Source organism: Actinomycetospora termitidis (assembly GCF_030286555.1).
In the GTDB taxonomy this organism is placed as follows: Bacteria; Actinomycetota; Actinomycetes; order Mycobacteriales; family Pseudonocardiaceae; genus Actinomycetospora; species Actinomycetospora termitidis.
In genome coordinates, this window is sequence record NZ_JASVWF010000001.1 from 731423 (window position 1) to 743288 (window position 11866).

Consider the following 11866-nt stretch of genomic DNA (forward strand, 5'->3'; position numbering starts at 1 on the left):
CTCAGGAGGCCTGCGAGACCGAGGACATGTTGAAGTCCGGGATCCGCAGCGGCGGCATCGCGACGCGGGTGAACCAGTCCTTCCACTCCCGCGGCAGCGTGAGCTCGGTCGCGCCGGCCTCGGTCGCGCGCCGCACGAGGTCGAGCGGGGACTCGTTGAACCGGAAGTTGTTCACCTCGCCGACCACCTCGCCGTCCTCGACGAGGTAGACCCCGTCGCGGGTCAGGCCGGTGAGCAGCATCGTCTCCGGGTCGACCTCGCGCATGTACCAGAGGCACGTCAGCAGCAGACCGCGCCGCGTGCCCGCCACGAGATCGGTCAGGGAGGCGTCCGACCCGCCGGTGAGCAGGAGGTTGTCCGACGGCGGGGCGAAGCGCGTGCCGAACTCCGCGGCCGCCGCCCGCGGATAGGCGAGCTCGCCGACGTGGCCGTCGCGCAGCCAGTCCACCCGCCGCGTCGCCGCGCCGTTGTCGAACACCGAGACCTCGTCGCCCGAGGAGGTCGTGGCGAGCACCGGCTCGTAGGCCAGCGTCGGGTAGCCGGGCGCGTCCGGGTCGCCGGCCAGCGTCAGCGGCAGGTCGGTGAGGCGCTCGCCGACCCGCGTGCCGCCGGGGCGGGACAGCGCGCTGCGGCCCTCCTGCGCCGGGCGCCCCCCCATCGACCACGCCAGGTAGATCATGAAGTCGCTGACCGCCGACGGCGGCAGGATCGTCTCGTAGCGGCCCGGGTCGAGCGCCACCCGCCGTCGTCCCCAGGCGAGCCGGGAGCGCAGGTCGGTGAGCAGGGCAGGCAGGTCGAGGTCGGTGAAGTCGCGCGTGGACGACCCTCCCCAGACCGAGCTGCCCGCCTCCTTGAGGTTCACCTCGACCGCGCCGGCCGGCTCGACCCAGCGGCGCCGCACCCCGGCGGACGTGGCGAGCCACGTCGTGGTCACGTGGTGGTCGGCGAAGCCGGCGCTGTGGTCGGCCCCGAAGGAATCGCCGAGGGCGGCGGCGAGGTCGGCGAACACGCCGATCGAGGTCTCGTCGGCCGGGTCGTCGACGGGGTCGGCCGGGCCGGTCGGCGGCGGCAGCTCGGCGGCGTCGCGGGCGGCCCCGGAGTCCTCGGCGGCCCGGACGGCGGCCCGGACCGCGTCGGTGAGCCGGGAGCCGGCCTCCGCCCCGCCCGCGAGCAGGGAGTCCGGCGCCGAGAGCCGGACCACCCCCGCCCCCGTGCCCCCGCTCGCGAGCGGGACCAGGAGCACGAGGCCGAGCGTGCGGTCGGTGGTCGCGCCGTTCGTCGTCATGGTCGAGTTCGCCCAGCGCAGCACGACCTCGCTGGTCTCGCGCAGGAGCACCGCGGCGCCCGCGTCGGGGCGGATCCGCCGCGCCGTCTCCAGCACGCGCTCGACCAGGCTCATCGGGTGCCCTCGCTCGCGGTGTTCAGGACGTTGATGCCGCGGAACAGCGCCGACGGGCAGCCGTGGCTGACCGGGGCGACCTGACCGGGCTGCGCCTTGCCGCAGGTGAAGGCGCCGCCGAGCCGCCAGGTCGACGGCCCGCCCACCGCCTCCAGCGCGCCCCAGAAGTCCGTGGTGGTCGCCTGGTAGGCGACGTCGCGGACCTGCCCGGCGAGCTCGCCGTCGCGAACTCGGTAGAAGCGCTGCCCGGTGAACTGGAAGTTGTAGCGCTGCATGTCGATCGACCACGACCGGTCGCCGACCACGTAGATGCCGTCGTCGACCCCGGAGATGAGGTCGGCGGTGGTCACGTCCCGCGCGGCGGGCGTGATCGACACGTTCGCCATGCGCTGCAGCGGGACGTGCTCGGCGGAGTCGGCGTAGGCGCAGCCGTTGGAGCGCTCCAGGCCCAGGCGCGGCGCGAACTGCCGGTCGACCTGGTAGCCCACCAGCACACCGTCGCGGATCAGGTCGAACTCCGTGGTCGCGACGCCGTCGTCGTCGTACCCGACCGACGCGAGCCCGTGCGGCACCGTCCGGTCGCCCGTGACCTGCAGGACCTCGCTGCCGTAGCGCAGGGAGCCCAGCAGGTCCGGCGTCGCGAAGCTGGTGCCGGCGTAGTTGGCCTCGTAGCCGATGGCCCGGTCGTACTCGGTGGCGTGCCCGATGGACTCGTGGATCACCAGCCACAGGTTCGTCGGGTCGATGACGAGGTCGGTCGGCCCCGCCTCGACCCCCGGGGCGCGCAGCTTCTCGGCGAGCAGCTCCGGCAGCTCCGCCAGCTCGGCGTCCCAGTCCCATCCGGTGCCGGTCAGGTACTCCCAGCCGCGACCGGCCGGCGGCGCCACCGTGCGCAGCGACTCGAACCCGCCGCCCGCGCGGTCGACCGCGGTGACGCTCATCCCCGGGTCCACCCGGACCCGCTGCTGGGTGGTGACGGTGCCCGCGAGGTCGGCGTAGAAGACCTGCTCCTTGACCTCCAGCAGGCCCGCCTCGACGTGGTCCACGCCGGGTGCCGCGAGCAGCGTCGACGACCGTTGCGCCAGGAGCCCGATCCGGTCGGCCTCGGCGACGTCGAACGGGTCGACGTCGTACTCCGAGACCCACGTGACGTCGCCGTGGACCGGCTCGGGGGCGAGGGTGACGGTCTCCCGGGCGACCGCGGCGAGGGTCGTCGCGACGTCGATCGCGCGGCGGGCGGTCGCGGCCGCGGTGGCGGGCGTGACGTCGACGTGGGCGGCGAACCCCCACACTCCGCGCAGCAGCACCCGGACGGCGAGCCCCATCCGGTCGGAGTCCGACGAGCTCACCACCCGCGCGTCGCGCAGCTCCAGGGACCGGCTGCGCAGGCGCTGGACCCGGACGTCGGCGTGCTCGGCGCCGGCGTCGCGCGCGACCTGCAGGGCCGCGTCGGCGACCGCCCGCAGCGGCAGGGCGAGGAAGTCCGGGTCGACGGGGCGCGTGCCGGTGGTCGGGACGGAGTCGATCGGCACGGCACCGACGGTATCGGGCACTCAGTCGCGCACCCACTGCCCGGTCAGCGGGTCGACCGACGGAGCGGGCGGGGGCGCCGCTCCCCACGGGCGTTCCTCCGGCGGCCCGCCGTGCCGGGTGGTGACGACGCCCTCCGGTCCGATCCGGGTCACGACGTCGGCGAGCCCGTCGTGGTCGAGGTCCGTCGCGAGGACCAGGGCGTCGTCCTGCGGTGCCACGGTGGTGTCGGCGGCCCCGTCGAGGTCGGAGTCGACGGTCGGCGCGGCGAGGACGGGGGCCCCGGGCAGGAGCTCCCCGGTCGCGAGCGCGGGCGCCTCCGGCGGGTGCGGGAACACCGCAGGCTCCTCGTGCAGGCCGTCCTCGGTCACGGCGTCGACGGTAGGCGGCCCGGCGCGCGCACGGGTGCGGTTCGGGGAAGTCAGGTCGCCCGGGCCGCGGCGAGCCGGTCGAGCACCACTGCGGCGCGGGCCGTCGCCTCGGCCAGCCGACGCTCGAGCGCACGGTCGTGAGTGAGGTCGGCCCGGTCGGCGTCCAGCCGCTCGTCGAGAGCCCGGTCCAGGGCGAGCGTGATCTCGCGCTCGGCGACGATCAGCGCGTCCGAGAGGACCCGTTCCAGGTCGGTCCGGGCCTGGCCGAGGGCCTCCGCGAGCCACGCCCGCGCGTGCGCCCGGTCGGCCGCCCGCCGCCGCACCCGCGCGAGCCACCCCGCGGCGCCGAGGCCGAGCCCCACGGACACCGGCACCAGGGCGGCCCCGACCACGGGCGCGACCGGCACCGCGAGCAGCGGCAGCAGCGCGAGCCGGGACAGCCCGAGCCCGGTGCTCGCGCCTGCCACGACGAGCATCCGGTCGGCCGCGCGTGGGCCGCCGTCGGGCGGTGCCGCGGGCGGGACGGGCGCCGGGATGTGCACCGCGGCCAGGTCGGCGGGGGTGAGCAGTCCCGCGAGGGTCTCGACGACGAGCTCGCGCAGCCGGTCGCCGAGCCCCCCGACCGCGGCGTCGGCGACCGTCTCGAGGTCGCGGGCGAGGTCGGTCCCGAGCGAGGCCAGCTCCGCGCGCGAGGCGTGGTCGATGCGCTCGCGGTGGCGCGCGGCGAGGGCGCGGACCCGGCGGGCGAGGTCGTCGACGACCGCCACCCGGGCGGCGGCGATCCCGGACCGCCACCGCACGTGGGCCTCGCGCCGCAGCCCGGTGTCGCCGCGGGCCACCGGGGCGGGGGCGCGCGCACCCGCCGTCGTGAGGGCGCGGCGCAGGCCGTTCGCCTCGTCGAGCATGCGGCGGCGCCGGGCGACGAGCCGGTGCAGGTGTTGCTGGAGCGGGGCGAGGCCGGCCCGGACCCGGAGCGGCGCCCCGTCGGTCCCGGTGCCCCGGGCCGCGACCGCGAGCGCGGGGGATACCGGGAACCACGGCGCGTCCGCCAGCCGCGGGACGTGCTCGGCCACCAGCTCGCGGTCCGCGTCCAGCACCGTCCGCCACCCCCGGTGCGCCTCGGTCCCGACCAGCGCGAACACCACGGCCTCGACGCGCCCTGCGACCTCGGCCAGGCGGTCGAGCTCGTCGCGATCGAGCGGGGCGCCCGCCGAGGCCACGACCAGCAGCGCCGAGGCCGTGCCCGTCGCCCACGCGCCGCTCCGGGGTCGGGCGGGGAGCAGGAGGTCGAGCTCGTCGAGCAGCGGCACGTCGAGGTCGGCCGCGGTCAGGCGGTCCGCGTCCCCGACGGCGGCGGGGCCGAGGTCGAGCAGGGCCGCGGCGAGGGCCCGGCGCCCGCGCCCGGGGGCACCGACGACGGCGACGGAGGGCGCGCCCGGGACCGGGTCCGGCCCGACGACCGGCGTCCCGGCCTCGACGAGCAGGCGCTCGAGGCCCCGCCGCGCCGCGGTGACCTCCGTCGGCAGGTCCGACCACCGCGCCGCGGCGGTCACCCCGTCAGCTCCCCCCACAACCGCGCCCACCCGCGGTGCACGGTGTCCGCGACGTCGGACCGGTCGGGCGGCGTGCCCCAGGTCGCGTACGCCCGCCAGGTGGCGGCCCGGCGGGCGGCGTGGCCGGCGAGCTCGGGCGCCGGGATCGCGAGCCGCGCCGGGAGGTCGTCCGGGGAGGCGAGCAGGTCGAGCTCGGCGGCGAGCTCGTCGGGCAGCGTCAGGGCGCCGCTGCGGTGGCGGGCAGCCGCCTCCACGAGCGCGAGGTCGAGGTGCAGCGGGCGGGCGTGCAGGTCCTCGACGAGGTCGGTGAGCCGCTCGAGGTCACGCCCGCCGGTCGGGACGGTGGACGTGCCCGGCCCGGGCGCCCGGGCCCGTCCCCGCTCCGCCCGGACGGCGGCCCGTTCGGCGTCGGCGAGCGCCGCGACCCGCCGTTCCGCGGCCACCGCCGCCAGCAGGTCCGCCCGGCCGCGCACCTCCGCGCGCAGCCGCTCCACCACGCGGTCGAGCCCGGACGCCGCGAGGAGCGCCGCGCAGACGTCCCCGACCCCGGCGTCGGGCCGCTCGCGCAGCAGCGCCAGGGCGATGGTGATCCCGCGCCGGTCGAGCAGGTCGAGCAGACGGGACCGCGTCGCGGCGTCGACCGGCAGCCGCGCCCCGACGAACATCTCCGGGTCGAGCAGGGCGGCCCCGGTGGCGTCGTCGGCCGCGAGAGCGCGCAGGGCCGCGACGTCGGCGCTGCGCAACGCACCCGTGGTCGCGGTCTCGGCGAGCAGCCCGACGACGGGCGTCACCGGCCCCAGCCGGGAGCCCAGCCGACGGGACAACGTCTCCGCGACACCGGCCGCGTCGGCCTGGGAGCCGACGGTGTCGGCGCGGCCCAGGACCGCCACGACCCCCGCCGGGCCGTATCGGGCGGCCGCGGCGAGCCCGGCGATCTCGTCCGGCCGCGCGGACGACGGCAGCACCACCAGTGCCGCCTCCGCCGCGTCCGTCGACCCGCGGGCCGGGCCCCGCGGGCGGCGCGCGGAGCCGGCGCCGGGGGTGTCGACGACGGTGAGCCCGTCGAGGGCGTCGCTGGTCAACGAGACCAGCAGGTGGTCGACGTCGGCGGGGTCGACCCCCAACCGGTCACCGACCGCCGCGGGCACCCGGCCGCCCTCGGCGAGCGGGAGCGGTCGGCGGGACCCGTCCGCGAGCACGACGTCGAGTCGGTCGACCGGCCCCCGCACGTAGCGCGCCGTCAGGCGGGTGCACTCGCCCGCCCCGGTCGGCGCGACCCGCCGTCCGACCAGGGCGTTGACCAGCGTCGACTTGCCCGACGAGACCGGACCGGTGACGACGATCGCGGGCGTGGCCACCGCCCGGGCCGCGACCGCGTCCAGCGCGTCCGCGATCGGCAGCGCGACCGCGGGCGCGAGCGTGCGGCACGCCCCCGCCGTCTCCTGTGCCCACCGACCCATGCCCGGCAGGGTAGGGAGCCCGGCGGAGCCGTGGGGGCGGTTCCGCGGACCTCACCAGCCACATCCGTCCCGAGATCACGCGCGCGCCGGGTTTCGCCCGATCGGGATCACGGGGATGCTGGGCGCTGCCGGGGACACACCCCGACCGAGGAAGGAAGGCGCGTCACCGTGACCACCAGCGCCAGTACCGGGACGTACCTGCTCATCGTCGTGATCGGCCTCGTGGCCACGGTCATCGTCGGACAGGTCCTGATGCGCACCGGCGTCGGCTTCCTGCGCGACGTCTTCGACGACCGCGACACCGCGATGTCGATCACCCGCCTGCTCGGCGTCGGCTTCCACCTCGTCGCGCTGGGCTTCCTCGCCCTGGTGTCCACGTGGGACCCGTTCGAGATCCAGGGCACGGTCCAGTACGTCGTCACGAAGACCGGTGCGGTGCTGCTCTTCCTCGGCATCCTCCACGTCATCACGCTGCTGGCGCTGGCCCGCGTGCGGAACAACCGCCGGGTGCAGACGATGGCGGCCAACCTGCGCGGCGGCCGCCGCCAGCCGGCCGATGGTCGCACCCAGGCCCTCGAGTCCGGGCCGTCCTGACGACGGGTCGCGGCCCCGTCCGGGGCGGGATGTGAGGATCGACGACGTGCCAGCAGGAGACGTCGCGGTCGACCCGCGGCGCGGGATCGTCAGCTTCGCCGACCGCGGGGGTCGGATCACCCCCGGCCAGCAACGGGCGTGGGAGCGCTCGTGGCCGCGCTTCGGGCGTGAGTTCGCCGAGCTCGGCGACGTCCTGGACGCGTCCGGGCACCTGGACGCCCCGCGCTGGTTCGGCCGCGAGGCGCCGCTGCGTCTCGAGATCGGCTCCGGGATGGGGGAGACGACGGCCGCGCTCGCGGCGGCGGAACCGGACACCGACCACGTCGCGATCGAGGTCTACCCGCCCGGGCTCGCCCAGCTGCTGATGCGGATCGAGGCCGCGGACCTGGAGAACCTGCGCCTGCTGCGGGGCGACGCCGTCGTGGTGCTCCGCGAGCACGTCGCACCGGACTCGCTGGCGGGTCTGCGCGTCTTCTACCCCGACCCGTGGCCCAAGCGCCGGCACCACAAGCGCCGGATCGTCCAGCCCTCGACGGTGGCGCTGATGGCCTCCCGGCTGCGCCCCGGCGCCACCCTGCACCTCGCGACCGACATCGCCGACTACGCCGAGTGGATGCTGGAGGTCACCGACGCCGAGCCCACCCTGCACAACCCGCACGGCGGCTTCGCCCCCCGGCCGGACTGGCGGCCCCGGACGAAGTTCGAGAGCCGGGCCGAGCGGGAGGGCCGGCCGAGCCGGGACCTGCTGCTCGTCCGGGTGGGGGACGCGGCGTGATCAGTCCCCGGGGTGATGGGGGAACGCGGGCCTGGGGCGAGCGGAGCGACGGGGGAACGAGACGGACGCGTCGGAGGCGGGCCGTTAGAGTCGAGCCCGTGTCACCCTCCCCTTCTCCGTCCCCGGCCGATCTCGCGCACCCGGCCGCGATCGCGGGTGGCGAGGTCGACGAGAACGGGGTGCTCGCGGTGGAGCCGGGCCCGGCCCGGACGCTGCTGGTCTGGGACGCCCCGAACATGGACATGAGCCTCGGCTCGCTGCTGGGGGCGCGGCCCACCTCCGCCTTCCGGCCCCGCTTCGACGCGGTCGGCCGGTGGCTGCTGGGGCTCGCCGGCCCGGAGGGCGTGGCCGAGGCGACGGTGTTCACCAACGTCGTGCCGGGGTCGACCGAGATCGTGCGGCCCTGGGTCGAGGCGCTGCGCAACGTCGGGTTCGCGGTCTTCGCCAAGCCGAAGACGACGGAGGACTCCGACGTCGACGACGACATGCTCGCCCACATCCAGGCCCGCCACGCCGAGGGCGACCTGGCCCACGTCGTCGTCGCCTCCGGGGACGGGCGCGCGTTCCGCGAGCCGCTCGAGGCCCTCGTCGAGCAGGGCATCCGGGTCACGGTGATCGGCTTCCGGGAGTACGCCGCGTTCGCGGTCGCCTCGGAGGTCGTCGCCTTCCTGGACCTCGAGGAGATCGAAGGCGTGTTCCGCGAGCCGTTGCCGCGGGTCAGCCTGGACACCCTGCCCGCGGGCGGTGCCTGGCTGCAGCCGCTGCGCTCGCTGCGGTCGCTGCTGGAGCGGTAGGCCCCCCACCTGCACGAACGGCACTCTCGCAGCTTCTATGGGCGCGAGAGTGCCGTTCGCTCGGATCGAGGAGGCGCCCGCCCGTGGACGTGCCCGAGCACTGGGGAACCACCCCGGCCGAGCGTGCGCGCCGCACTCCGGCGGACGACCTCGTCCCGCACCCCGTCGCGCGGTGGACCCGGGCCGCGACCAGCACCGCCGACCGGAACGTGCTGTACCGATGGCTGTGCCAGCTCACGGTCGCGCCCTACAGCTACGACCTCGTCGACAACTGGTCCCGGTCGAGCTCCGCTCCGCTGCGTCTCCCGCTCGTCCGCCGCAGCCCGCGCGCGCTGACGCCGGGGGCCGACACGGTGCACATCGGACAGCGACTCCTGGCGCTGTTCGTGGTCGACTCCTTCGTGCCGGGGGAGCACTTGACGATCCGGCGCCGGAGACGGAGCGCAGCGGAGCTCGACCACGCGGGCCGGACGAGGGGCGGTCCGGTCGGGGAGTTCGCGGTCACCTACGCCGTGCACGACGATCCGGGCGGCTCCCGACTCGTCGCGACGGTCGTGCTCGACCGCACCGGCCCCGTCGTCGGGAAGGCCCTGGCGTGGGGGGACCTGGTGATGATGCGCCGGCAGCTGACCCGTCTCTGCGCCCTCGCCGCGCGGTGACGACACTGACCCCCATGCGCCGACTCGCCGCCCCGCTCGTCCTGACCTGCGACGGGCCGCCGGTGCCGCTGCGCGACGCGGTGGTCGACGTCGACGACGACGGGCGCATCACCTTCGTCGGGCCGGCCGCCGACGCCCCGCCCACCGGGGCCACGACCACGCACTGCTCCGGCCTGCTCATGCCGGGCCTGGTGAACACCCACGCCCACACGCCGCTCGCACTGCTGCGCGGGATGGGCGGCGACCTCCCGCTGATGCGCTGGCTGACCGAGGTGGTGTGGCCCGCCGAGGCGCGCCTCGACGCGCCGGACGTGCGCACCGGCATGCTCGCGGGCGGCGCGGAGATGCTGCGCCACGGCGTCACGACCTCCACCGAGATGTACTTCTGGGCCGACACCGTCGTGGACGCGGTCCTCGAGCTCGGGTCCCGGGTCGTCATGACGCCGGGGATCATCACGGCGCCGGGGATGGACCGGCTGGGCACGTGGGAGCAGATGCGGGACGCGATCTCGGCGTGGATCGACGCCGACGGCCTGCGGTTCGGCCCGGGCGGGCGCGTCGAGCTCGGCTACGGCGCGCACTCGGCGTACACGCTCTCGGCCGAGGCGGTCGCGACGACGGCCGCGGCCGCCCGCGAGCGCGGCGCCCTGCTGCACATCCACGTCGCGGAGGCGGTCGGGGAGGACGACGAGGTCCGCGCGGCCTACGGCTCCGTCCCGGCGATGCTCGAGACGACGGGCAGCCTGGGCGGCCGGGTGCTCGCGGCGCACTCCATCCAGATGTCCGATCAGGACCTCGAGATCTTCGCCCGCCATGACGTCGCCGTGGCCCACTGCCCGGGCTCGAACGCGAAGCTCGCCGCCGGCGTGGCCCGGATCGGGGAGATGCTGACGGCGGGCCTGCGGGTCGGGCTGGGCACGGACTCCCCGGCGTCCAACGACGACCTCGACCTCTGGGAGGAGCAGCGCCTCGCCTCGCTGTTCGCCCGCCAGCGCCACGCGGACGCGACCGCCCTGACCGCCGCGGACGTCCTCCTGCTCGCGACGGCGGGTGGCGCCGACGCCCTCGGCCGCGACGACCTCGGGCGGCTGCGTCCGGGGGCCTGGGCCGATGTCGTCCACGTCGACCTGGACGACCCGGCCTTCGTCGACCCCGACGACGCCGCCCAGCTCGTCTCCAACCTCGTCTGGTCGGCGGGGTCACGCTCGGTGCGGGACGTGTGGGTCGCGGGCGAGCCGGTGCTCGCCGACCGCACCCCGACGCGCGTCGACCCCGCGGAGATCCTCGGGGCCGCGCGCGCCGCCGGGCGGCGGATCAAGGGCTGACGCTGCACCTCGGGTCCGGGACCGCGCGGACGGCTGGAGCCGGCGCCGGGACCCGCCGTCGTCCGGGGAGGGCGGTCGCGATCCCCGCCGCCGCGACGACGAGCACCGCCGCGACGCCGAACGCGATCCCGTAGCCGGCGCCCGCGGCGACGACCCCGACGACGGCGACGCCCACCGCCCCGCCGGCCTGCTGGCTGGTGTTCGCGAGCCCGGAGACCAGCCCGGCGCGCTCCGGGGAGGCGTCGGCCATGAGCGCGGTCGTGACCGCAGGCATCGCCTGGCCCGCGCCCACGCCGAGCAGCACGAGGGCCGGCAGCACGCCGGCGACGTAGCCGGACCCGAGGGCCATCCAGACCAGGCCCGCGGCGATGGAGGTGGCGCCGGAGAGCAGGACGGTCCGCGCCCCGAATCGTGCGATCAGGCGGCCCGCCACCCCGAGCGCGACGGTCGCGATGAGCAGCGGGACGGGGAGCATCGCCCAGCCGGTGGTCCAGGGGTCGAGACCGAGGACGTCCTGCAGGTAGAGCGCCGCCGCGAACTGGTAGCCCATCGCGCCGGCCACGAGCAGCGCCTGGGAGAGGTTCCCGACGGCGACCGACCGCAGACGGAGCACCGGCAGCGGGACGAGCGGGTCGGACGCCCGCTGCTGCCGCCGGACGAACCCCGCGAGCAGCGCGAGCGCCACGAGGCCGAGCGCGAGGCGGACCCACGGGCCACCGGCCGGTTCGACGATCGCGGTGATGGCCGCGGCCAGCCCCGCCGTGACGAGCACGGCCCCGAGGACGTCCGGGCGGGCGGTGCGGTCCCGGTCGGCGTCCGGCGCCAGCGTGCGCAGGGAGGCGACCAGGGCGACCAGACCGATCGGCGCGTTGATCCAGAAGATGGCGCGCCAGCCGAGCGTGTCGGTGAGGACGCCCCCGAGGAGCAGGCCGATCGACGCGCCCGCCGCCCCGACGAAGGCGTAGACGCCCATCGCACGGGCCCGGTCGGCGGCGTCGTCGAAGAGCCCGACGACCATGCCGAGCACGACCGACGACGCCATCGCGGCGCCGACGCCCTGCACCGCGCGGGCGGCCACGAGGGCTCCCGTGCCCGGGGCGGCCCCGCAGGCGATCGACGCGACCGTGAAGACGACCAGGCCGGCGAGCAGCATCCGGCGGGGCCCGATCAGGTCCCCGACGCGGCCCGCGACGAGCAGGAGCCCGCCGAGCGGCACGAGGTAGGCGTCGACGGTCCAGGACAGGCCGGCGGGGGAGAAGCCCAGGTCACGGGCGAGGGCGGGCATCGCGACGCTCACGATCGTCCCGTCCAGGATGATCATGAGCATCGACAGGCTGAGGACGCCGAGGGCGAGCCACGGGGACACACCGCGGGTCCGGTCCGAGTTGTGCATGCTCGGACCGTAG

General features: G+C 76.6%; 11 protein-coding genes. 5 read left to right on the top strand and 6 right to left on the bottom strand.

What is annotated here, in order from left to right; genetic code table 11:
- Window position 1 precedes the first annotated feature (1 nt).
- The 5 genes from QRT03_RS03560 to QRT03_RS03580 are packed head-to-tail and all read right to left on the bottom strand — an operon-like array spanning window position 2 to window position 6313.
- On the bottom strand, window positions 2–1399 hold the full coding sequence (locus QRT03_RS03560) for a metallopeptidase TldD-related protein (protein WP_286051114.1): 1398 nt from the start codon (window positions 1397–1399) through the stop codon (window positions 2–4).
- Window positions 1396–2931 (bottom strand): TldD/PmbA family protein, encoded by a 1536-nt coding sequence (locus QRT03_RS03565; protein WP_286051115.1) that lies wholly within the window; start codon window positions 2929–2931, stop codon window positions 1396–1398. Before QRT03_RS03565 ends, QRT03_RS03560 begins: the two co-directional genes overlap by 4 nt.
- 21 nt (window positions 2932–2952) lie before the next feature.
- Window positions 2953–3300, bottom strand: a complete 348-nt coding sequence (locus tag QRT03_RS03570; RefSeq protein ID WP_286051116.1) for a DUF6802 family protein — start codon at window positions 3298–3300, stop codon at window positions 2953–2955.
- A 50-nt stretch (window positions 3301–3350) separates the two neighbouring features.
- Entirely contained in the window at window positions 3351–4853 is a 1503-nt protein-coding gene (locus QRT03_RS03575; protein ID WP_286051117.1) for a hypothetical protein, read from the bottom strand.
- Window positions 4850–6313 carry a dynamin family protein gene (locus QRT03_RS03580; protein WP_286051118.1) on the bottom strand — a complete coding sequence of 488 codons (1464 nt, stop codon included), beginning with the start codon at window positions 6311–6313 and terminating at the stop codon, window positions 4850–4852. The genes QRT03_RS03575 and QRT03_RS03580 overlap by 4 nt, the downstream gene beginning before the upstream one ends.
- A gap of 168 nt (window positions 6314–6481) precedes the next feature.
- On the opposite strand from QRT03_RS03580, the gene QRT03_RS03585 reads away from it, so the two are divergent.
- The 5 genes from QRT03_RS03585 to QRT03_RS03605 all read left to right on the top strand — a co-directional run bounded on the left by QRT03_RS03585 (window position 6482) and on the right by QRT03_RS03605 (window position 10460).
- Window positions 6482–6907, top strand: coding sequence for a hypothetical protein (locus QRT03_RS03585; protein ID WP_286051119.1), 426 nt, complete (start codon window positions 6482–6484; stop codon window positions 6905–6907).
- A 46-nt stretch (window positions 6908–6953) separates the two neighbouring features.
- Complete coding sequence (gene trmB / locus QRT03_RS03590; protein ID WP_286051120.1) at window positions 6954–7682, top strand: tRNA (guanosine(46)-N7)-methyltransferase TrmB; 729 nt, start codon at window positions 6954–6956, stop codon at window positions 7680–7682.
- Between the two features lie 98 nt (window positions 7683–7780).
- Window positions 7781–8476, top strand: coding sequence for an NYN domain-containing protein (locus QRT03_RS03595; protein WP_286051121.1), 696 nt, complete (start codon window positions 7781–7783; stop codon window positions 8474–8476).
- An 83-nt stretch (window positions 8477–8559) separates the two neighbouring features.
- Window positions 8560–9135, top strand: coding sequence for a hypothetical protein (locus QRT03_RS03600; RefSeq protein ID WP_286051122.1), 576 nt, complete (start codon window positions 8560–8562; stop codon window positions 9133–9135).
- A 14-nt stretch (window positions 9136–9149) separates the two neighbouring features.
- Window positions 9150–10460, top strand: a complete 1311-nt coding sequence (locus tag QRT03_RS03605) for an amidohydrolase family protein (RefSeq protein ID WP_286051124.1) — start codon at window positions 9150–9152, stop codon at window positions 10458–10460.
- Here the strand turns inward: QRT03_RS03605 and QRT03_RS03610 are convergent.
- A complete protein-coding gene (locus QRT03_RS03610; RefSeq protein WP_286051125.1) occupies window positions 10450–11853 on the bottom strand; it encodes an MFS transporter in 1404 nt (467 codons plus the stop codon). The genes QRT03_RS03605 and QRT03_RS03610 overlap by 11 nt on opposite strands.
- Window positions 11854–11866: the final 13 nt, after the last annotated feature.

Excerpts from the sequence above, each read along its gene's own strand:
- QRT03_RS03560 (WP_286051114.1), bottom strand. The coding sequence starts at position 1,399 with ATGAGCCTGGTCGAGCGCGTGCTGGAGACGGCGCGGCGGATCCGCCCC.
- QRT03_RS03580 (WP_286051118.1), bottom strand. The coding sequence starts at position 6,313 with ATGGGTCGGTGGGCACAGGAGACGGCGGGGGCGTGCCGCACGCTCGCG.
- QRT03_RS03605 (WP_286051124.1), top strand. The coding sequence starts at position 9,150 with ATGCGCCGACTCGCCGCCCCGCTCGTCCTGACCTGCGACGGGCCGCCG.
- QRT03_RS03610 (WP_286051125.1), bottom strand. The coding sequence starts at position 11,853 with ATGCACAACTCGGACCGGACCCGCGGTGTGTCCCCGTGGCTCGCCCTC.